Origin of the sequence: Pseudomonas sp. Kh14 (assembly GCF_900291005.1) — a bacterium.
GTDB lineage: Bacteria > Pseudomonadota > Gammaproteobacteria > Pseudomonadales > Pseudomonadaceae > Aquipseudomonas > Aquipseudomonas alloputida.
Genome location: NZ_OLKJ01000071.1, coordinates 1 through 291, shown reverse-complemented (window position 1 = coordinate 291; position 291 = coordinate 1). Strand labels below are relative to the sequence as shown.

Sequence of the window (291 nt, the reverse complement as noted above, 5' to 3'; positions counted from 1 at the left end):
ACGCTTGGGTGGTGCTGGAGCCTCTGCTGCACCTCGTTATTTATTATTTCCTGTTCGGCAGAGTCTTGAATGCGGGGGTCGAGAATTATGGCCTATTCCTGCTCTGCGGTTTAGTGCCCTGGATGTGGTTCACCAAAGCGGTGTCGACCAGTGCAACCAGCATATTGGGCGGTCAGTCACTCATGCTGAACAGTAACGTTCAGCCCGCCTTTTTTCCGCTTGTCAATATTGTGCAGTCGACGTTCAAGCAGTTGCCAGCCATGCTATTGCTGATCGTTCTACGCTTTGTAG

The 291-nt window shown here is 51.5% G+C and carries 1 pseudogene; it reads left to right on the top strand.

Annotated features, from left to right (window positions below):
• Positions 1 to 291 (top strand): annotated as a pseudogene (locus tag FQ668_RS28650) (ABC transporter permease); the annotation flags it as partial.